Source organism: uncultured Paracoccus sp., assembly GCF_947487305.1.
GTDB lineage: Bacteria > Pseudomonadota > Alphaproteobacteria > Rhodobacterales > Rhodobacteraceae > Paracoccus.
On sequence record NZ_CANKWH010000006.1, the window covers coordinates 131,654 to 148,858 of the forward strand.

19 protein-coding genes are annotated in these 17,205 nt (G+C 65.7%); 6 read left to right on the forward strand and 13 right to left on the reverse strand.

What is annotated here, in order from left to right; genetic code table 11:
- Nucleotides 1-32 precede the first annotated feature (32 nt).
- The 8 genes from Q1A36_RS09465 to Q1A36_RS09500 all read right to left on the reverse strand — a co-directional run bounded on the left by Q1A36_RS09465 (nucleotide 33) and on the right by Q1A36_RS09500 (nucleotide 6,598).
- Nucleotides 33-1,232 carry an amidohydrolase family protein gene (locus Q1A36_RS09465; RefSeq protein WP_299842671.1) on the reverse strand — a complete coding sequence of 400 codons (1,200 nt, stop codon included), beginning with the start codon at nucleotides 1,230-1,232 and terminating at the stop codon, nucleotides 33-35.
- Between the two features lie 103 nt (nucleotides 1,233-1,335).
- Nucleotides 1,336-2,157 (reverse strand): ferredoxin--NADP reductase, encoded by an 822-nt coding sequence (locus Q1A36_RS09470; protein ID WP_299842674.1) that lies wholly within the window; start codon nucleotides 2,155-2,157, stop codon nucleotides 1,336-1,338.
- A gap of 33 nt (nucleotides 2,158-2,190) precedes the next feature.
- Nucleotides 2,191-2,517, reverse strand: a complete 327-nt coding sequence (fdxA, locus tag Q1A36_RS09475; RefSeq protein ID WP_299842677.1) for a ferredoxin FdxA — start codon at nucleotides 2,515-2,517, stop codon at nucleotides 2,191-2,193.
- A 118-nt stretch (nucleotides 2,518-2,635) separates the two neighbouring features.
- On the reverse strand, nucleotides 2,636-2,965 hold the full coding sequence (locus Q1A36_RS09480) for an antibiotic biosynthesis monooxygenase family protein (protein WP_299842680.1): 330 nt from the start codon (nucleotides 2,963-2,965) through the stop codon (nucleotides 2,636-2,638).
- Nucleotides 2,966-3,071: 106 nt separating this feature from the next.
- A complete protein-coding gene (locus Q1A36_RS09485; RefSeq protein ID WP_299842683.1) occupies nucleotides 3,072-3,656 on the reverse strand; it encodes an amino acid synthesis family protein in 585 nt (194 codons plus the stop codon).
- The gene (locus Q1A36_RS09490) at nucleotides 3,653-4,234 is read right to left on the reverse strand and encodes an amino acid synthesis family protein (RefSeq protein WP_299842686.1); all 582 of its coding nucleotides are present in this window, start codon (nucleotides 4,232-4,234) and stop codon (nucleotides 3,653-3,655) included. Before Q1A36_RS09490 ends, Q1A36_RS09485 begins: the two co-directional genes overlap by 4 nt.
- Nucleotides 4,221-5,105: a UPF0280 family protein gene (locus Q1A36_RS09495; RefSeq protein WP_299842689.1), complete on the reverse strand. Its 885-nt coding sequence runs from the start codon at nucleotides 5,103-5,105 to the stop codon at nucleotides 4,221-4,223. The genes Q1A36_RS09490 and Q1A36_RS09495 overlap by 14 nt, the downstream gene beginning before the upstream one ends.
- A complete protein-coding gene (locus tag Q1A36_RS09500) occupies nucleotides 5,102-6,598 on the reverse strand; it encodes a 6-hydroxynicotinate reductase (protein WP_299842692.1) in 1,497 nt (498 codons plus the stop codon). Before Q1A36_RS09500 ends, Q1A36_RS09495 begins: the two co-directional genes overlap by 4 nt.
- A gap of 709 nt (nucleotides 6,599-7,307) precedes the next feature.
- Between Q1A36_RS09500 and Q1A36_RS09505 the strand changes: the two genes are divergently transcribed.
- The 3 genes from Q1A36_RS09505 (at nucleotide 7,308) to Q1A36_RS09515 (ending at nucleotide 9,595) form a co-directional block, all read left to right on the forward strand.
- Nucleotides 7,308-7,493, forward strand: coding sequence for a hypothetical protein (locus Q1A36_RS09505; protein WP_299842695.1), 186 nt, complete (start codon nucleotides 7,308-7,310; stop codon nucleotides 7,491-7,493).
- Entirely contained in the window at nucleotides 7,490-8,983 is a 1,494-nt protein-coding gene (locus Q1A36_RS09510; protein ID WP_299842698.1) for a sodium:solute symporter family protein, read from the forward strand. The genes Q1A36_RS09505 and Q1A36_RS09510 overlap by 4 nt, the downstream gene beginning before the upstream one ends.
- A gap of 162 nt (nucleotides 8,984-9,145) precedes the next feature.
- Nucleotides 9,146-9,595 (forward strand): MarR family winged helix-turn-helix transcriptional regulator, encoded by a 450-nt coding sequence (locus tag Q1A36_RS09515; protein WP_299842701.1) that lies wholly within the window; start codon nucleotides 9,146-9,148, stop codon nucleotides 9,593-9,595.
- Nucleotides 9,596-9,697: 102 nt separating this feature from the next.
- Here Q1A36_RS09515 and Q1A36_RS09520 read toward each other — a convergent pair whose 3' ends face one another.
- The 3 genes from Q1A36_RS09520 to Q1A36_RS09530 are packed head-to-tail and all read right to left on the reverse strand — an operon-like array spanning nucleotide 9,698 to nucleotide 12,527.
- Entirely contained in the window at nucleotides 9,698-10,999 is a 1,302-nt protein-coding gene (locus Q1A36_RS09520) for a TRAP transporter large permease (RefSeq protein WP_299842704.1), read from the reverse strand.
- A complete protein-coding gene (locus Q1A36_RS09525; protein ID WP_299842707.1) occupies nucleotides 10,992-11,483 on the reverse strand; it encodes a TRAP transporter small permease in 492 nt (163 codons plus the stop codon). The genes Q1A36_RS09520 and Q1A36_RS09525 overlap by 8 nt, the downstream gene beginning before the upstream one ends.
- A 6-nt stretch (nucleotides 11,484-11,489) precedes the next feature.
- Nucleotides 11,490-12,527, reverse strand: coding sequence for a TRAP transporter substrate-binding protein (locus tag Q1A36_RS09530; RefSeq protein ID WP_299842710.1), 1,038 nt, complete (start codon nucleotides 12,525-12,527; stop codon nucleotides 11,490-11,492).
- 352 nt (nucleotides 12,528-12,879) lie between these two features.
- Here Q1A36_RS09530 and Q1A36_RS09535 point away from each other — a divergent pair, with 352 nt between their 5' ends.
- A complete protein-coding gene (locus Q1A36_RS09535; RefSeq protein ID WP_299842713.1) occupies nucleotides 12,880-13,596 on the forward strand; it encodes a helix-turn-helix domain-containing protein in 717 nt (238 codons plus the stop codon).
- Between the two features lie 76 nt (nucleotides 13,597-13,672).
- Here Q1A36_RS09535 and ygiD read toward each other — a convergent pair whose 3' ends face one another.
- Both ygiD and Q1A36_RS09545 read right to left on the reverse strand, forming a co-directional pair.
- On the reverse strand, nucleotides 13,673-14,497 hold the full coding sequence (gene ygiD / locus Q1A36_RS09540; protein WP_299842716.1) for a 4,5-DOPA dioxygenase extradiol: 825 nt from the start codon (nucleotides 14,495-14,497) through the stop codon (nucleotides 13,673-13,675).
- A gap of 52 nt (nucleotides 14,498-14,549) precedes the next feature.
- On the reverse strand, nucleotides 14,550-14,957 hold the full coding sequence (locus Q1A36_RS09545) for a DoxX family protein (RefSeq protein WP_299842719.1): 408 nt from the start codon (nucleotides 14,955-14,957) through the stop codon (nucleotides 14,550-14,552).
- A 132-nt stretch (nucleotides 14,958-15,089) separates the two neighbouring features.
- Between Q1A36_RS09545 and Q1A36_RS09550 the strand changes: the two genes are divergently transcribed.
- On the forward strand, nucleotides 15,090-15,986 hold the full coding sequence (locus Q1A36_RS09550; protein WP_299842722.1) for a LysR family transcriptional regulator: 897 nt from the start codon (nucleotides 15,090-15,092) through the stop codon (nucleotides 15,984-15,986).
- Between the two features lie 146 nt (nucleotides 15,987-16,132).
- On the forward strand, nucleotides 16,133-17,176 hold the full coding sequence (locus Q1A36_RS09555) for a LacI family DNA-binding transcriptional regulator (RefSeq protein ID WP_299842725.1): 1,044 nt from the start codon (nucleotides 16,133-16,135) through the stop codon (nucleotides 17,174-17,176).
- Nucleotides 17,177-17,205 lie beyond the last annotated feature (29 nt).

The following is a 17,205-nucleotide window of genomic DNA, read 5'->3' on the forward strand; positions in this document are numbered from 1 at the left end:
CAACGAAAAGCGCGGTTGGCAGCAGCCCCGACTCAGTGTCCCGTGACGAGGGCGGGGATGCGGTCTGCCGGCGGGGTATTGCGGCTGCGCTGGCTGGTGACGCGGCCATCGATGATGGTCATGCCGACACCCGGCAGGTTGCCCAGCTGCACGCTTTCCAGAATGGTCTTGCCGGGGGCGTGCTGGGCGCGGTCCATCAGCACGAAATCGGCGCAATAGCCGATCTCGATCAGGCCCACATCCAGTTCGCGCTGGCGCGCGGTGTTGCCGGTGGCAAAGCAGAAGGCGGTTTCGGCCGCGACATTGCCGAGGCTCGACAGCATCGACACCATGCGTAGGATGCCAAGCGGCTGCACGCCCGAGCCTGCCGGCCCGTCGGTGCCCAGAATGATCTGATCAAGTTTGCCCAGTTCCCGCGCGGTATTCAGCGTCAGAAGCGCCGCGCGCTCATTGCCGTTATGGACGATCTCCAGCCCCTTCAGGCAGCTTTCGCAGAGGCAGACGATCTGGTCATCGGGCAGGGCCGAGTGCCCGCCATTGATATGGCCGACGACATCGGCGCCGGTTTCCAGCACCATGGCGGCATCGATCAGGCCCGAGCCGGGGATCGAGGGGCCGCCGGTATGAATGGTCGACTGGATGCCGTATTTGCGCGCCCAGCTGACCATCTGATTGGCGGTCTTGCCATCCTTGACCGAGCCGAGGCCGACCTCGCCCAGAAACTTCACCCCGGCATCGGCCAGTTCCTTGAAGTCATGCTCTTCCATGCCATGCTCGATCACCGGGGCGCCGGCCAGAACCTTGACGCCCGAGGGGCGGAAATTCTCGTACCAGCGCTGCGCCGCGATCGCCATGGCCTTAAGGCCGACGATATCCTTGGGCCGGCCGGGCATATGCACCTCGCCGGCCGAGATCATCGTGGTCACGCCGCCGTTCAGCGTCGAATCGATCCAGTTCAGCTGTTGCTGGCGCGGGGTGTAGTCACCGACGACCGGATGGATATGGCTGTCGATCAGCCCCGGAGCGAGGGTGACACCATTGGCATCGATCAGCGTGGTCGCACCCTCGAGATCCAGATCGCGTTCGCGGCCGATGGCGGTGATCTTGCCGTCGATGGCGATGAGGCAATCCGCATCGGCAATCGGCGCCTCGATCTTGCCGGTCAGCAACAGGCCGATATTGCGAATGACAAGCTTGCGCGGGCCGTCGTCGGTTGGGGTGGTGGGGTCCATTGCCGATGCTCCTCCGATGGGCTTCAACCGTTGATTATTGTTGGTATGCTAACGACAAACGGGACTCGATCAAGATATTTGTTGCGGGTGGGCCGATCCGCGATCAATCGACGAAGGCGCGTTCGACGACGAAACTGGCCGGCTTGTTGTTCGACCCCTCGACCAGCCCGAATTCCTCGAGCGCCTGCTTGGTGTCATGCAGCATGGCCATCGAGCCGCAGATCATGCCGCGGTCGGTCTCGGGGGTGATCGGCGGCACACCCAGATCCTCGAACAGCTTGCCGCTGCGCATCAGGTCGGTGATCCGGCCGGTCTGGTGATAGGCCTCGCGCGTCACCGTCGCATAGTGGCGCAGCCGCCCCGCCGCCATCTCGCCGACCAGCGGATCTTCCAGCAGCTCGCGCACCAGGTTCTCGCCATAGGTCAGCTCTTCGATCTCGCGGCAGGTATGGGTCAGGATCACCTCGTCGAATTTCTCGTAGGTTTCGGGGTCGCGAATCAGCGAGGCGAAGGGCGCGATGCCGGTGCCGGTCGAGAACATGTAGACCCGCTTGCCCGGCAGAAGGGCGTCATGGACCAGCGTGCCGGTAGGCTTCTTGCGCATCAGCACGGTGTCGCCTTCGCGGATCTTCTGGAGATGTTCGGTCAGCGGCCCGTCGGGCACCTTGATCGAGTAGAACTCGATCTCTTCGTCCCAGGAGGGGCTGGCGATGGAATAGGCGCGATAGACCGGCTTTTCGGCATTGGGCAGGCCGATCATCACGAACTCGCCCGAGCGGAAGCGGAAGCTGGCGGGACGTGTGATGCGGAACCGAAACAGCCGGTCGGTATAATGCTGCACCTCGGTCACGGTCTCGGCGAAGACACCGGTCGGGATGGGAAAGGCTGCCGGGGTCTCGGTCGCGGTCAGGCTGATCTCGGTCATGTCTTGATCCTCACTTGGTTCTGGTCGCGACCGTCAGGCCGGGTTTTCCGAAAGATGCGCGAGCTTGCCCTCGACCTCGGCCCATTTTTCATGCTCGGGCATCGGATCGATCTTCTGGGTTATATTGGGCCATTGTCCGGCCAGCCGCGTATTGAGCTGAAGCCAGCTGTCAAGCCCCGCCACCGTGTCGGGCTTGATCGCGTCCACCGGGCATTCGGGCTCGCAGACGCCGCAGTCGATGCATTCATCGGGATGAATGACCAGCATGTTCTCGCCCTCGTAGAAGCAGTCCACGGGGCAGACTTCGACACAATCGGTGTATTTGCACAGGATACAACTCTCGGTGACGATGTAGGTCATGGCGGGGCCTATTGTTAGTATACAAACGAAAATACGCGAGATGATCCGATTGTCAAGGACGAAGCCGCGCGCCGATCAAACACGGCTAAATGGCTTATCGAAAAGGATTTCCTGCGCGCTATCGGCCTGACGCGAAGGTTTCCAGCACGTCATACAGGACCGGCTCGAAGGATTTGCTCAGCGCCGAGAATTCACGATTCCGTTCCCGCATCTCGGGGCTGCGCAGCACGTTCTGGAAATCCTCGCGGCTGCGCCATTGCGAGTAGCTGGCGATCCGGGTCTGGGCGTCGTTCACATGCAGGCCCGCGCCCAGAAATCCCGGCTGGTGGCGAAGGAACGTCTCGTAGGCATCCCTGAGCCGCTCGAGCAGGTCGAGAAAGGTGCCGGGGGTGACATCATAGGTGGTGATGACCGTCTGCCGGTCGGGACGCTCGTCGATGCTCAGCATGTCATTCTCCTGTGATCGCATGGGGTCCGGCGCTGCCGGATAGACACGGAGGGGCGGCCCCGCCGCCGCAGGGGAGCGCGGGTGGGGCCGTCCGTTGGGGTCGCGTTCAGCGCAGCCCGTCTTCGCCCTTGGCCTCGCCATGGGTCAGGCCGCCCACGCGGGGCAGCGGCCTGCCGCTGTCGCTCACCGCCACGGCCACGACGATCTCGTTGGCGCGGGGGGCGTCGTTCAGTCGAATTTCCACCCCGTCGAAATGGCTGCGGACATAGGCCGCATCCTTGTGCCCCAGCGGGATATCCAGATCCTGGCCCAGCCCGCCGCGCTTCTTGGACGAGGGCACAAGTGCCGCGCCCTTTTCAACCGCCTGCCGCAGCGGGGCGCCCATCTTGGGGTGCAAGAGGGCGGCGGCATGTTCCAGCTCGCCATTCTCGCCGACCATCGCCGCCTTGCCATAGCTTTCGGCCTGGCCCGGTTCGATCCCCAGCGCGGCGACGCATTTCGCGCCCAGAAGCCCGCCCAGTTCGGCGCCGATCTCGATCAGCGGCGTCAGGTCCTCGACATAGCGCCCGGCGAAGGGATTGGCGATGACGGCGGCGGCGACCGCCTTGCGGGTCGGCGGCACGATGGCTCGGCCAGCCTCCTGATGGGTCTCCTCGACCCAGGTGCAGATCTTCCTGATCTCGGCGCTCATTTCAGCCCGTCCTCGCCCTTGATGTCCCAGGCTTCCAGCCCGCCCGAGCGGGAATGGATGCGCGGGCCGGTGGTCATCACCAGCGCGAACAGCAGTTCGTCGGCGCGGGGCGCATCGTTGATCCCGACCTCCATCGAGTCGAAATGGCTGCGCACATAGCTGGCATTGATATGGGTGATCGGCACGTCGATCCGCGCGCCGGTGCCGCCGACCTTCTTGGCCGAGGGCACGATCGCCTTGGTGCCGCCGATGGCCTCGCGCATGGCATAGCCGCCGGGCGCGTGCCACAGCGCGCCATGTTCCAGCTCGCCCGCCGAGCCAACCAGCGAGGCCTTGCCATAGCCCTCGATCCTGTCGGCGCCGCCAAGCGCCTCGACCAGCTTGGTGGCCAGATCGACGCCGAGCGGCTTCAGATCCTCCATGAAGCTCTGGATATCGGGCTCGTAGCGGCCGGCGAAGGGATTGCGGATCACCGCGAAGGCCGCGCCGCGCAGATGCGGCGTCTCGGCTGCGGGGCCGCCCTCGTGGAAGATCTCTTCGACCACCAGCACTTGCTTGCGCAGATCAACCCTGGACATATCTCACCTCTCTCTCGTGAATTTCCGACTGGAACGGGCGCCCGACCAGCCATTCCTCGCCGCGCAGGAACAGGGCGGCGGCGGCGATCAGCCCCTTGCCGACCATTGCGCGCGCCCGCGCGGCACCGGCGGACAGGGCGTCATCGATCTCGGATGAAAACAGCCGGCCGACGCCGGTGACGACCGGGCGGTCGCCAAGGTCAGTGTCGGGCTGCAATGCGCTGGCCGGGGTGCGGCGGATCTCGGGATGGCCGGGCAGATCGACGGCATTGGCGATCAGGGTCGCGGCCACATCCGCCGCAGCGGCGCTGCGGGCCAGCACGGTCACGCTGTCGGCAATGCCGAAGGAAAGGCTGCGCCCGCCGCTGCCACTTGTGGCGATGCCGCCGATTCCGTCCCCGCCGTGAATCCGGATGCGGCCCAGATCGGTGCCGTCGGTTCCGGCCATGGCGCTGGTATAGTCGGCCTCGTTCGCCAGATGCAGGGCGATATCGCCGCCATTGTTCACATAGGCCCGATGCAGCGGCTCGGCGGCGAGCATCGCGGCCAGGATCTCGTCGGCGACGGCACCGGCGACAGCGGCCATGCGGGTGACGAAGATCGCGCCCGAATGGGGCAGGGCTGCCCGGTGCATCCGGCGCGCGACCGGGCCACGGGGCTCGGGCGCATCCGGCAGAAGCTCGGCACGCAGCAGCGGCAGTTCGGCCACCAGTTCCTCGAGCAGCCCGTCAAAGCGCCGCACCGCCGCCGCGAAGGCCCGGTCGCGGTCGCCGCCCGGGGCGGCATCGGCCCCGATGATCAGGTCGATGGGGCCATGCTGAAGATGCAGCCGGCTGCCATCCCCGAGACGCGCTGCCACCGCGCCGGTCATGCGGGACGGTCCGCTTTCCAGCGATAGTTGCTGCGCGCGGTCGGATCGCCATCGGGATCGATCGGCTCGACCCGGCGCACCTCGCGCGGCATGGCTTCGGCCAGCGTGCGGACGTGATCCATATGCCCGCCAAGCGCGGCGTAATCCGCCAGCCGCATGGTGAACTCGATCGGGGCCACGAGCGCGGGGGTGGGGACATAGCCGAAGGAATTGGTCGGCATGTTCAGCACATCGGCCATGACGGTGATGCCGCCGCCGGGCCAGACATAGGCATCGGCACCGCCGCAAGTGACATGGGTCAGCGAGTCCTTGACCGAATTGGTCAGCCCGACCGGCCGCTTGGTCACACCGGCGCGCAGACTGCCGCCGGCCCCGCCCATGAACAGCACCGAACAGATCGAGGGTTCGCAATTCTCGGCAATGGCCAGCACCGAAGCCCTCAGGTCCTCGGGCATCTCGGTGGCGACCGGCTTCAGGGTCTCGTCCAGTTCGAAATAGGCATATTGCTCGCCCGTGGTCGAGACCATCAGCAACCGCAGTCCCTGCCAGGCCACCTCGGGATCGGGCTCGCGCAGGATCGACAGCGGGTCCTCGATATTGGTGCCGCCCCAGCCGGTGCCGGGATCGGCCACCTGGAAATAGCGCCCCGGAGTCGAGCGGCGGCCGTTCACCCGGATGCCGCTTGGCGGCACGTTCAGAAGCTTGCCGGCCTGATGTTCGGACAGGACGCCGGTGATGTGGTCATCCACGACCACCACCTCGTCGACATGCTGGGCCCAATCCGAGGCGAACATGCCGATGGTGGCCGAGCCGCAGCCGACGCGCATCAGATGCTCCTCGACCCCGTTCACGATCGGCGCCTTGCCGGCCTGCACCACCACGGTCGCACCCTCGTCGATGGTCATTTCGACGGCCTCGCGGTTGCACAGCCGCAAGAGCGCGTCACAGGTGATCCGGCCCTCTTTCTTGCTGCCCCCGGTCAGATGCTCGACGCCGCCGAGCGACAGCATCTTCGAGCCATATTCGCTGGTCATCACATGGCCGATCGGCTCGCCATCGACGCGCACGATGGCGCGTTCATGGCCGAGGAAGCGGTCGGTGTCGATCTTCACCTTAACGCCGCAATAGCTGAAGATACCCTCGGTCACGACCGTCACCATGTCGACCCCGTCCACGTCCTGACTGACGATGAAGGGGGCGGGCTTGTAATCGGGATAGGTGGTGCCGGCACCGACCGCGGTGATGAAGGGTCGCTTGCCCTGCACCAGATCGCCGTCCCAGTCATTGCCATCGGTATCGCGCAGGAAAGGCACCGCCTTGACGCCCTTGTCGATGGCATTCTCGATGATGGTCAGCGGGTCGAGGCGAACCAGATTGCCGTCGTGATTGGCATAGCGGTCACAGGCGCCCGAGCGACCCTCGGCGATATAGCACAAGACCGGGCAGGCGTCGCAGCGGATCTTTTCGGGCTTTGCGGTGGTAGCCTCTGACATTTCCCTACTCCTTGATGTGCGGCCGGGCGGTTCCCTGCGGCTGCGATCAGACAATTCGGACGGGTTTCACGGGCCGGTGATCCCGTCTGATACAGCAAAGCCCATGCGGGCGATCCGATGCAGCGGTGCCGTCCCGCCCCCACCCGGCGGCGGCGCGCGGACCGGCCTGCGGATGCATCGACCTGGCGCAGAACTCTTGTGGCCCTCGATCATTTCGTTGGTATACAAACGATATTTCGAGTCGCGGGCCCTGTCAAGATTTCTTTGACCACCCGCGCCCCAGATCCGGCCCGATTTTCACAGATCGCCCCCGTCCGCGATGCGGCGGGGCTTTGCGATCATTCCTCAGGCGCAAGGCCCTGCTTTGCAGAAATTTCATCTGGTACGCGGTTCTGTGACGCAAAGATCCCGGAGCGACGCAATTCCGTCGTCTGCGGTCCTGTCGAAAGAGGCTTGATCTGATCAGCGATTATGTTAGCATACAAATGATATTCAGACGAGGAGGAGCTGTCTGATTCATGTCGTATCGGCGTGGCGCATCGATTTCACCATCGGTGATCCGGGCCGGGCGGTCGGAACGATCCGCGTAACAGCTGTTCCGGACTCATCACCTGATCCAGCCATACGGGCCACCGTCGCCACGCCGTCAGCCGCAGGGCATCCGGGCGCATTCGCATGGCTGGACTGCCATCTACGGAGGAGGAATTCCATGTCCCGCAAGACAGCATTGAAATTGATCGGCGTCGTCATCGTCGCCTGCTATCTGGTTCCCTATGCCGTTCTCGGATCGGTCGCGTCCTGGCAGGGCGCCTTCCTGTTCTGGTGCCTCGCCGGCCTTGCCGTCATCGTCCTGAACGCCGTCGCCACCGCCGGCTTCAAGGGGGCCGGGAAATGAGCGTCACCCTGGTCGTCACCGGCATCGCCATCTATATCGCCCTGTCGCTGGCCGTGGCCTGGCTGTCGCGGGCCGGGCCGTCGTCCAGCATGGCGGACTATTTCCTCGGCGACCGTTCGATGGGCGGCGTGGTCTCGGCCCTGTCCTATTCCGCCACCACCTATTCCGCCTTCATGATGGTCGGCCTTGCCGGTCTGACCTATCGCGGCGGGGTCGGGGCGCTGGGGTTCGAGATCGTCTATTTCGCCGGGGTCTCTCTGGTCGCGGTCTTCGGGCCACGTTTCTGGGCCGTCGGCGCGAGATACGGCTATGTCACCCCCTACGAAATGCTTGGCCATCGCTACAACAGCCGCTGGGTCGCGGTTGCGGCGGGGCTGGTGGGGCTGGTTTTCCTGATCCCCTATTCGGCGGTGCAGCTTGCGGGCGTCGGATATCTGCTGTCGGGCATGACCGGCGGCGGCATCTCCTTCGGCCTCGGCATCGTCATCGCCACGATTCTGGCCATCGTCTTTTCCTATATCGCCGGCATCCGCTCGGTCATGTGGACCGACAGCCTTCAGGCGCTGATGATGATCATCGCCTCGGTCATGGTCGCGGCGCTTGTCGTCTATGAACTCGGCGGCTTCACCACGCTGTTTGCCACGATTGCCGAACGCAAGCCCGAGATGTTGCAGGTGCCCGGACCGGGCCTCTTCAGCTTCACCACCTTCCTTGGCCTGACCATCCCCTGGTTCTTCTTCGCCATCTCCAACCCGCAGGTCAGTCAGCGTCTCTACATGCCGGCCTCGCTGGCGGCGCTGCGCAAGATGCTGCTGATCTTCCTCTGCTTCGGCCTGATCTACACCATCGTCGCCGTGGTCTGGGGCTTCTCGGCCTTCATCGCCTTCCCCGATCTGGAGAATCCCGACCTCGCCACCTCGGTGCTGCTGTCGTCGGATTTCGTGCCGCCGGTGCTGGGGGTGATCGTGATGATCGGCATTCTTGCCGCCGCCGTCTCGACCATCGATTCGATCCTGCTGACGCTCTCCTCGGTCTTCGCCCGCGATGTCTACGGCAATGTCACCGGTGATTCCGACGACCACCGCCAGCTGCTGATCGGCAAGCTGGTCATCCCGGTCATCTCGCTGATGGCGCTGGGGTTCGCGGCGATGGAGTTCAGCATGATCGCCGTCCTGTCGGTCGCGGCCTCGGTCGGTCTGGTCGTGGTGGTTCCCGCCACCATCGCCGCCTTCTTCTGGCGTCGGGGCACGGCGGCGGGGGCGCTGGCGTCGATCATCGGCGGCGTCGGCTTCGTCATCGCCATGTATCTGACCGGCAACAAGCTGTTCGGGCTGAATGCCGGCATCCTTGGCCTGCCGGTCTCGGCGGTGCTCTTTTGCATCGTCAGCCTGATGACCAAGCCGGATCTGGCACGCGCCGACGAATTCATGCGCGAGGCGGATGCCGTGCTGGACAGCGCAGGGGTCGAGGTTCCGGCCACGACGCAGTGAACCGACATGACAGGACGGACGGGGGCGCGGCAGGACGGTCCGCGCCCCTCGCCAATTCTGCGCAAGGCTGTCGCCGCGTCAGGGCCGGTGCCTCCGCTATAGGCAGAGCGCGCCGAGTCGATTAGTCTGCAAATGAATTGGAACAGACGGAATGTGAGTTTGATGACGCCATCGGCAGACCCGGATCCCGACAGGCCCGAGGACGATTATGTTCTGAGCGACCAGATCGGCTATCTCTTTCGCCTTGCGAACCAGCGCCATTCCTCGATCTTCATGGAGCGGACGATCCTTGACCTGACGCCGACGCAATTCTCGGCGCTGGTCCGCTTGGCCGAACTTGGCGAATGTTCGCAGAACCAGCTGGGCCGGGCGACGGCGATGGATGTCGCCACGATCAAGGGGGTCGTCGGCCGGTTGAAGGCCAAGGGGCTGGTCGAGTTGGCCGCCGATCCCAATGACAAGCGGCGGCTGATCGTGTCTCTGGCCCCTGGACAGGGCGATCTGATCGCCAGGCTTGGCGAGATCGGTGCCGAGATCACGCGCGAGACCCTGAGCCCGCTGACGCCTGCCGAGCAGCGTTCGCTGCTGCGCCTGTTGAAGAAGCTGACCTGACCGGATTGGTGGCGCCGCGCGGATTGCCGGTCATGCCGGATCGAAGGTGTCACCGCCCGGCATCCGGAGGAGCGGGCGGTGGGGGTTTGTTTGGCAGTGCGCTCAGCCCATCTGGCCGGGCAGCCACAGCGCCAGAGCCGGGATGCCGACCAGCATCGCCAGCCGGACGATATCGGCCAGGATGAAGGGCAGGATGCCGCGGACCACGGTGCCCATCTTCAGCCCGGGCTGGGTCGCCTGCACCACGAACAGGTTCATGCCAATGGGCGGCGTGATCAATCCGATCTCGGCCACTGTCACCACGATGATCCCGAACCAGATGAGGTCGTAACCCATCTGCGCGGCAATCGGCATGAGCAGCGGCACTGTCAGCAGCACCATGGACATGCTGTCCATGAAGCAGCCCAGCACGATGTAGAAGGCGAGGATCAGCAGCAGCACCGCCATCGGCCCCAGCCCCGCATGTTCGATCAGCCCGATCAGGTATTGCGGCAGGCCGGTGCCCTCGAGGAAGAAGTTGAAGAGGGCCGCGCCGATCAGGATGAAGAAGATCATCCCGGTCAGCCCTGCCGTCTCGGCGATCGATGATTTGAGCGTTGCCCGGTTCACCCCGCCCGAGAAGAGCGCGAGGATGAAGGCGCCGACGGCGCCCACGGCGGCGGCTTCGGTGGGCGAGAACCAGCCGGCATAGATGCCGCCGATCACCACCGCAAACAGCGCTGCCACCGGCCAGATCTTCAGCGTGGCGCGGATACGCTCGGCCCAGTCATGGCGCGGGCTGGGGGGTGCCAGTTCCGGCTTCAGCCGCACCTGCACCATGACCGCGACGGCATAAAGCACCGCGCCGAGGATGCCGGGGATCAGCGCCGCGATGAACAGCTGACCGATGCTCGATTGCGTCAAGAGGCCATAGACCACGAGGATCACCGAGGGCGGGATCAGCACGCCAAGCGTGCCCCCCGCCGCCACCGTGGCCGAGGCCAGCGAGGGCGAATAGCCATGGCGGGCCATTTCCGGCATCGCCACCCGGCCGATGGTGGCGACCGTTGCCAGGGACGATCCGCAGATCGCCCCGAACAGCGCCGAGGCCCCGACCGAGGTGACTGCCAGACCGCCCCGCACATGGCCGATCCAGGCATTGATGGCCTGAAACAGCGCCCGCGACAGGCCGGCATGGCTGGCAAAGACCCCCATCATCACGAACAGCGGGATGACCGAGAAGGAATAGGGAAAGATCGCCTCGAACGGAGCCGAGCCCAGCACATAGGCGACCCCGCCCCAGCCGTTCATCCACCAGAAGCCAAGCGCGCCGACGGCCCCCATGGCGATGGCGACCGGCAGGCCGAGGGCGATCAGCCCAAGCGCCGCGAAAAAGCCCAGAAGGCCAAGAACAGGATCAGACATGGGCCGCAGGCTCCGTCGGTTGGTCGTTTCGCAGGATGCCGGCGAAATGCAGCGCCGCGCCGATCAGGCTGATGGCCATGCCCGCAAGCAGCGGATACCAGAACCAGGCGATGGGAATGCCAAGCTGCTGCGAGACATCGCCAAAGGCGGTGCGGGTCTTGAAGGTGGCAAAGCCATGCCACAGCAGCAGGACCAGCAGGCCCAATGTGACCAGCGTGGCAAAGCCGCGCAGCACCAGCGCGACCGGCCGCGGCACCGCGCCGACGATGACATCGACGCCCACATGCGCGCCGGTCAGGAAGGCGAAGGGCATCACCAGCCAGGCGCCGGTGAAGACGCAAAGCTGCACGATATCGACCACGCCGATGATCGGCGCGCCAAAGCGGCGGCCAAGGATGTCGGCCACCGTGATCAGGGCGGCGGCCGAATAGGCCGCCACCCCCAGCACGGCGAAGAGCCGCACCAACTTGTCGAGACGCTGCATCCGGGATCAGCTTTCGTTCGGGTGCTGGGCCTCGTATTCGGCCACCGCGTCCTGCATCGCCTTGTAGATCTCGGCGGCGTTCTCGACGCCTTCGCCCTCGACCGTCTTGATGTAGTTCTGGATCATCGGCTGCAGCGCCTCGCGCCATTTCGCGCGCTCGTCCTCGCTCAGCTTGGTGATGACATGGCCGCTGGCTTCGGCCTCTTCCCGGCCCGGCTTGTCCCAGGCATCCCACCAGTCGCCGAATTTCGGCTCCAGCGCGTCGCCCGAGGCCTGATCGATGCAGCTTTTCGCGGTTTCGCTCAGCTTGTCATAGCTGTTCTGGTTCATCACGAAGAAGAACGAGACGGTATAGGCACCGGCATCGAGGTGGTATTTCAGCACCTCGTTCAGGCCAAAGCTTTTCACCGGGTCCCAGGGGAAGACGGTGCCGTCGATGACGCCCTTCTGGAGGTTCTCATAGACCTCGCCCGGCGGCAGGCCCTGCGGATCGGCACCGAGGAAGGTCAGCATTTCCGAGACGGCGGGGCTGGGCGTGCGGATGCGCAGGCCCTTCATGTCCTCCATCGTCTTAACTTCCTTGGCGCTGGTGTGGATCAGCCCGCCGTTATGGGCAAAGAGACCCAGCACCTTCAGGCCCTGATATTCCGGGGCGAGGTAGTCGGGAAACACCTTCCACAGCGCATAGGTGGCGGCACCGGCATCGGCGGTGAGGAAGGGCATGTCGATCAGCGAGGTGCGCGGAAAGCGGCCGCGCGGCAGGCCGGTCAGGCCAACGGCGATGTCGCTGACGCCGGCCATAACCTGCTCCTGCTGGCGCGCGACGTTGCCCAGCTGACTGCCGGCGCCCGAGATCTCGAATTCCAGCTCGCCGTTGCTGCAGGCGGCGACCTGCTCGGTCCAGGGCTGGATGAAATCGACCTGGAAACCATGGACGGCGGGCAGGTAGTGGCTGAGCTTCAGCTTGGTCACTTCGGCCGCAGCCGACAGCGGCAGCACTGCGACGATCGCGGCCGAAGCCAGCAGGGTCTTGGAGATGGTCATGGGTTTCCTCCCGGAGGGGTTCGTGAGTGGCTTGGAACTGATGTGAGGGTGAACGACGGTCGCAGCCCGGCGCGTCTTCTGCGCGCGGGTGCGGATCAACCGGCTGCGGGCGGGGCCGGCAGGGGTTGGGTCCAGGGCTGCGGACGCGGCGGCCGGGTGGAGGCCGTGGCGCTGTCCCCCGCGCTGGGGGCGCGGTCCCGGATGACGTTGATCTGAGCGGTCGCGCCCTGCCGGTCCGATTGTGTCTCGGCTGCCGGTGGCGCTTTTTTGCTGATTGCCATGCGCCCTCCCTTGCGCTGCATCAGATTTACTATTATTGAACAATGATGTTCGATTAAAGAGATACGTCGAAATGTGTGCATCTGTCAACGACTCTTCCTCGGGCCCCGAAAGCAACCGTCTGCAGACGCTGGATCGGGGTCTGCGCGCGCTGCGGGTCATTGCCGACTCTCCTGACGGGGTCAGCGTGGCCGAATTGGCCAGTTCGCTTGGAATTGCACGGGCCATTGCCTATCGCATCGTCAGCACGCTCGAGGATCACAGCGCCGTTCACCGCTCTGCCAGCGGGCGGCTGCATCTGGGGGCCGGGCTGCTGACATTGGCGGCGCAGGTCGAGCAAGGGCTGCGCGGCCATGCCCGGCCGATTCTCGAATCACTTGCAGAGGCCAGCGGCTGCTGCGCCTTCCTGTCGGTGGCGCAGGGCGATGAATGCGTGGCGATGTTTTCAGCCGTGCCGGTCAGCGGTTTTCTGGAGGTGAACTATCGCGTCGGCTCGCGCCATCCGCTCGACCGGGGGGCGGCGGGCATCTCGATCCTGGCGGCCCGCGCGCCGTGCGAGGGCGACGATCCGCGTCTGGCGCAGGTGCGTGCCGATGGCTTCGCCCATACGAAGGGCGAGCTGGAGCGCGGCGCCACCGGGATCGCCGCTGCGGTCGCCCTGTCGCGGCTGCGCCATCCGGGGCTGGAGGCCTCGGTCGGCATCGTGACCCTTGGCGCGCTGGACGTGGATCGCATCGCCAGGTTGGTCATGTCCGCCGCCGATGCGCTGGCCGCACAGATGAACGCGTGACAAGGCGGAGATCCGTCCCGCGCGCGCGCGGCTGGTCGAACGACACGGCGGATCGGCCTGCCGTGATCAGTGAGGCCTATCCGGCATGGAACACGAAGGACCGCATCGAGACCGAGCCGAGGTCGATGGCATCGGTCATGAAGGTCAGCCGGTCAGCCTTGTCCGAAGCGCCGGCGATGGTCAGCGCCGGCAGGTAGTGATCGACCGTCGGATGGGCCATCGGCAGCAGTGTTCCCAGTTTGTGCGTATCCGCCAGTGCGGCAAGGTCGCGATCCTCGAGCCGGCTGGTGAACAGCTGGTCGAACTCCAGCGCGAAATCCTGCGGCGCGCCGCCGGGGCGCATCAGGCGCAGGTTGTGCACCACGTTGCCCGAACCGAGGATCAGCACGCCACGGTCGCGCAGTTGCGACAGGGTGCGCCCGACCTCGAGCTGATGATCCAGCCCGCGCGACATGTCGATCGAGACCTGAAACACCGGCACATTCGCCTCGGGATAAAGGAAACGCAGCACAGCCCAGGCCCCGTGATCCAGACCCCAGGTGTCATCCTCGGCGGCGTGATGGCTGGCCAGAAGGCTGACCACCTCGCGCGCCAGTTCCGGGTTGCCGGGGGCGGGATAGGTCATGTCATACAAGGGCTGCGGGAAGCCGTAGAAGTCATGGATGGTCTTGGGCAGGGCCGAGACATCGACCAGCGTGGTGCCGCGCGTCATCCAATGCGCCGAGACGACGAGGATGGCGGCAGGCTGCGGCAGGCTTTGGCCGAGCGCGGTCCAGGCGCGGCTGTAGGCGGTATCCTGCAGCGCGTTCATCGGGCTGCCATGGCCCAGGAACACCACCGGCATCCGCGCCGAAGGGGCCAGCCGGTCGCGCAGGTTGTGAAGATCTTGGTTCGCACTCATCGTCTGTCCTTTCGGGGGAAGGGGCCGCCTCAACAGAGGCGGCCAGCGGAGATCAGGCCGTGGCAAGCGCCGGGGCCGAGGGCTTCAGCGCCAGCACGCCGCTGCCCAGAAGCGCGATGACCGCATTGATGATCGCCCAGAACAGCGGGAATTCCCAGCCACCGCCCTCGCCCGAGAACAGCCAGCCATTGCCGGAATGCACCCAGACCGCGCCCAGGAGCACCGGGATCAGTGCCAACGCCACGGCCCGCGTGCCGATGCCCAGCACCAGAGCCAGACCGCCGGCCAGTTCGGCGAAGATGGTCAGATAGGCAACAAAGCCGGGCAGGCCGAGGCTTTCGAAATAGCCCACCGTGCCGGGGATGGTGAAGACCAGCACCTTCAAGAGGCCATGGGCGATGAACAGGGCGCCGCTGGAAACGCGCAGCACCAGCGCGGCGATATCGGTGGTCGAGGTCATGTCAGGTTCCTTTTCCGGGTCGCCGTCTCGCGGCGGGATGATGTGATGACCCGAAGATAGAGCTTGACCATTCATCCTGAAATGGCGTCATTGCGGAATGACTATCCGTGATTTGTTCCGAATTGATCCGCCATGGACCTGATCGACGCGCTGAAGGCCTTCGTCGCCACGGCCCAGACCGGCTCCTTCACCGCGGCGGCAGGGCAACTGGGTGTCTCGAACCGGCTGACCTCGAAATACGTGGCCGAGCTCGAGGCGCGGCTGGGGGTCAGGCTGTTGCAGCGCACCACCCGCAAGGTCGGGCTGACCCCGGCGGGCGCGGATCTGCTGGCCCGCGCCCCGGCGCTGCTTGACGATCTGGACGAGCTGATCGGCGAGGTATCCGAGGGTTCGAAAGGCTTTTCCGGTGTGATCCGGGTCTCGGCCCCAGTCACTTTCGGCGAGATCTGGGTAAGCGGGATGCTGGAGCGTTTCGCCCGTCCGCATCCGGCCCTGTCCTTCGATCTGCGGCTGAACGACCGGCATGTCGACCTGGCAAGCGAGGGGATCGACCTCGCCTTCCGCATGGGCCAGAGCCAGACCCAATCGCTGAAGGCGCGCAGGCTGGGCCGGTTCCAGTCGATGGTGGCGGCAAGCCCCGACTACCTGGCGCGGCGCGGGATGCCGCAGGGTCCGGCCGATCTGGCGGCGCATGACTGCATCATCGACAGCAACCGCCGCAGTCCTCGGCGATGGGTGCTGGGCGAGGGCAAGGGGGTCAGCGAGGTCGTGGTGAGCGGGCGGTTCCAGGTGAACTCGGCCCGGGCGGCGGTCGAACTGGCGGTCCGGGGACAAGGGCTGGCCTTCGTCCCGCGCTTTGCGCTGCATGACGCGCTGGCGGCGGGTCTGTTGCGGCCGGTCCTGCCCGATCACCCCGGCGAAGCCATCCCGCTGAGCGCGGTCTACCTGGAAGGACGCGTCCTGCCACGCAAGATCCGCGCCCTGATCGACTTCGCCGCCGAGGATATCCGGCAGGCGGATATCCTCTAGTCGGGTCCGACAGCGCCCTGTTTCTCGACCTTGAATGGCAGGATGGCAGCAGATGGGTGCGCGGCACAGGCCCTCTGCGCCTTGACATGACATCGGTGTCATGACATCAATGTCACAACGGAGGAAGAATCGGAGGGGAGCTCGCTTTGGCCACGATCTACGATGTCGCGAAACAGGCGGGGGTCTCGCCCAAGACGGTCAGCCGGGTGCTGAACGGCGACGGGCCGGTCAATGCCGAGACGCGGCAGGTGGTCGAGGCGGCGATGGCGGAACTGGGCTATGTCCGCTCGAACGCCGCGCGGATGATGCGGGCGACGCGTTCGGGGCTGGTCGGGCTGGTGACAGGGGCGATCTCGACCTCCATCGATCCGACCCGACCCACGGGCCTGCCGGATCTCTTTATCGTGCAGGGGGTTCAGGCGGTGCTGGCCAAGGCCGGCAAGACGCTGATGATCGCCGATACGGCCGGGCGGCAGGACAGCGTGCCGGGGCTGATGCGCACCTTTCTGGAGCACCGGGTCGAGGGGCTGATCTATGTCGCCGACCATCACAAGGAAATCGCCTCGCCCGGCGTGCCGTCGCAGGTGCCGCTGGTGCTGGCCAATTGCTTCGATGCCGCAGGCACCCCGGCGATCATCCCCGATGACCGCGCCGGCCAGCAGGGGCTGACCGAAAGCCTGATCGCCGCCGGCCATCGCCGCATCGCCTATGTCACGCTGATGGGCGAGATGGTGGCGACGCGGCTGCGGCTTCAGGGCTATCACGACGCGCTGGCCGGGGCCGGGATCGCCGCCGACCCGGCGCTGGTCGCCGCCGGCTACCGCGAGGGTTATGCCCAGGACGGCGCGCTGGTGGAAAACGCCATCGACGCGCTTCTGGCGCTGGACCGGCCGCCCACGGTCATCTGCTTCGGCAATGACGAGATGGCGATGCGCGGCTATGGCATCCTGCGCTCGCGCGGGCTGGCGATTCCCGATGACATCTCGGTTGCGGGCTATGACGATTACCGCGCCATCGCCGAGACGCTGTTCCCGCCGCTGACCACGGTCGAGCTGGCCTATCGTCAGCTGGGCGAGGTCGCGGCCGCGCAATTGCTCGCCCGGATCGAGGGGCAAAGCGATCTGCCGCAGCAGACATTGGTGCCCGGCCCGGTCCGCTGGCGCCAGTCGGTCCGACGCCTGACCGCCTGAGCATCCGAGAGCCTGACCCGACACACGAC

Excerpts from the sequence above, each read along its gene's own strand:
- Q1A36_RS09480 (WP_299842680.1), bottom strand. The coding sequence starts at position 2,965 with ATGCTGAGCATCGACGAGCGTCCCGACCGGCAGACGGTCATCACCACC.
- Q1A36_RS09500 (WP_299842692.1), bottom strand. The coding sequence starts at position 6,598 with ATGTCAGAGGCTACCACCGCAAAGCCCGAAAAGATCCGCTGCGACGCC.
- Q1A36_RS09530 (WP_299842710.1), bottom strand. The coding sequence starts at position 12,527 with ATGACCATCTCCAAGACCCTGCTGGCTTCGGCCGCGATCGTCGCAGTG.
- Q1A36_RS09470 (WP_299842674.1), bottom strand. The coding sequence starts at position 2,157 with ATGACCGAGATCAGCCTGACCGCGACCGAGACCCCGGCAGCCTTTCCC.
- Q1A36_RS09490 (WP_299842686.1), bottom strand. The coding sequence starts at position 4,234 with ATGTCCAGGGTTGATCTGCGCAAGCAAGTGCTGGTGGTCGAAGAGATC.
- Q1A36_RS09465 (WP_299842671.1), bottom strand. The coding sequence starts at position 1,232 with ATGGACCCCACCACCCCAACCGACGACGGCCCGCGCAAGCTTGTCATT.
- Q1A36_RS09505 (WP_299842695.1), top strand. The coding sequence starts at position 7,308 with ATGTCCCGCAAGACAGCATTGAAATTGATCGGCGTCGTCATCGTCGCC.
- ygiD (WP_299842716.1), bottom strand. The coding sequence starts at position 14,497 with ATGAGTGCGAACCAAGATCTTCACAACCTGCGCGACCGGCTGGCCCCT.
- Q1A36_RS09485 (WP_299842683.1), bottom strand. The coding sequence starts at position 3,656 with ATGAGCGCCGAGATCAGGAAGATCTGCACCTGGGTCGAGGAGACCCAT.
- Q1A36_RS09495 (WP_299842689.1), bottom strand. The coding sequence starts at position 5,105 with ATGACCGGCGCGGTGGCAGCGCGTCTCGGGGATGGCAGCCGGCTGCAT.
- Q1A36_RS09545 (WP_299842719.1), bottom strand. The coding sequence starts at position 14,957 with ATGACCTCGACCACCGATATCGCCGCGCTGGTGCTGCGCGTTTCCAGC.
- Q1A36_RS09515 (WP_299842701.1), top strand. The coding sequence starts at position 9,146 with ATGACGCCATCGGCAGACCCGGATCCCGACAGGCCCGAGGACGATTAT.
- Q1A36_RS09520 (WP_299842704.1), bottom strand. The coding sequence starts at position 10,999 with ATGTCTGATCCTGTTCTTGGCCTTCTGGGCTTTTTCGCGGCGCTTGGG.
- Q1A36_RS09550 (WP_299842722.1), top strand. The coding sequence starts at position 15,090 with ATGGACCTGATCGACGCGCTGAAGGCCTTCGTCGCCACGGCCCAGACC.
- Q1A36_RS09510 (WP_299842698.1), top strand. The coding sequence starts at position 7,490 with ATGAGCGTCACCCTGGTCGTCACCGGCATCGCCATCTATATCGCCCTG.
- Q1A36_RS09535 (WP_299842713.1), top strand. The coding sequence starts at position 12,880 with ATGTGTGCATCTGTCAACGACTCTTCCTCGGGCCCCGAAAGCAACCGT.
- Q1A36_RS09525 (WP_299842707.1), bottom strand. The coding sequence starts at position 11,483 with ATGCAGCGTCTCGACAAGTTGGTGCGGCTCTTCGCCGTGCTGGGGGTG.
- fdxA (WP_299842677.1), bottom strand. The coding sequence starts at position 2,517 with ATGACCTACATCGTCACCGAGAGTTGTATCCTGTGCAAATACACCGAT.